Source organism: Pseudomonas sp. MB-090624 (assembly GCF_003205245.1).
Taxonomy (GTDB): Bacteria; Pseudomonadota; Gammaproteobacteria; order Pseudomonadales; family Pseudomonadaceae; genus Aquipseudomonas; species Aquipseudomonas juntendi.
In genome coordinates this window covers 1-1,332 of sequence record NZ_QJRK01000105.1, presented here as the reverse complement: position 1 = coordinate 1,332, position 1,332 = coordinate 1, and the positions used below count along the sequence as shown (strand labels likewise).

The window sequence follows — 1,332 nt, the reverse complement described above, 5'->3', positions numbered from 1 at the left end:
CCAGTGCGGGTTTTTTTGTGCCAGGAGAAAATATGGCTTTTGACCCCACAAACCCACTGGGCTCGAGCGATCCACGTGACCTGATCAACAACGCGTCGATCTTCGATCGGTACATGACCGACAGTGAGGAGATCGTTTACGACCGATTCGGGCAGCCAAGATGGACGCCCCAGGCCCTTCACAATCTCGTCATCAACGCAAAGCTGCAAATCGACCCCACTGTTGCTGCCGCCAAAGAAGCCGTTAATTCGACAGCGCAGTCCGCTATCGCCGAGATGGAGCAGACTGCAGCCGAACTTGGCGCCGACATCAACACCAAGCGATACGCGACCTACGCGGGTGAGGGTGGGATGCTCTCTGACCCGCAGAACCGTGACAACGTCGTGGGCATCGTTGATGGCGATCCAAACGGGGCCCTCAACGGCTGGTACGTATGGAATAACACAACGAACGAGTGGGTGCGCTTTGCCGTGCAGCCTGTGACTACGGCTGATTTCCAGGCCCTGGCTGCATATCTCAAAGCCGGCCAGGCGGCAGCGATCACGCATTCGTTTGAAGACGCCAATGGCTTCCTTATCGGAGAGATGACCCTGGACCAGGTTCTGCGCATGCAGGGTGGCCTTGATATGGCAAACGGGAGAGTCATGCAGGGTAACGGAATTCTCGAGCTCCTCGACCCGAACGGGTTCGTAGCAGGCCGAATCGGTACCTCAGATTCATTCCTTGGCGGGCTTACCTGGCGCAATACCAACACCCCTGGCATCGAAATAAGTGACGAGAGCGGCTTCTTGCTCGCGCGTTACGACGGCAGCGCGCCAGCCTCAGGCGGGGCGACACCTGGTGCTCCGATCATTCCCAGGTTGAACCGCCAGCAGCGCACCCAGATCATGCTCATCATCGGGTATGGCCAGTCTCTTAGCCGAGGTATCAACTCGCTTCCGGCCATCAGCACCACCCAGCCATATAGCAACATCATGATCGCCAGCGGAACCAAGATCAGGAACGGCGATAGCGGCTACAATCCCAGCTCGTTCGTTCCTCTGGTCGCGAAAACAGAGGGCACTGAAGGAGAGGATCCGGTGGTTGGCCTGTGCAACGGTGTTGTTCGGCGCGCAATCGCAGATGGTGAGATCGCCACCGACTGGTCCTTCCTGGGCACCTCGCCTGGGCGCAGCGCACGATCAGTAGAGGAATTGGGGCCGTCCTCCGACCCGAATGCCTTCTACAACAAGATGGTTCGCTACGTGCAGGACACCAAGAACCTGGCGGACGCCACGGGCAAAAGCTTCAGCTGCTGGGCCTACTGCTGGGACCAGGGCGAGTCGAACTACG

1 pseudogene is annotated in these 1,332 nt (G+C 58.6%); it reads left to right on the top strand.

What is annotated here, in order from left to right:
* Positions 1-32: 32 nt before the first annotated feature.
* Positions 33-1,332 (top strand): annotated as a pseudogene (locus tag DMX12_RS28785) (hypothetical protein); the annotation flags it as partial.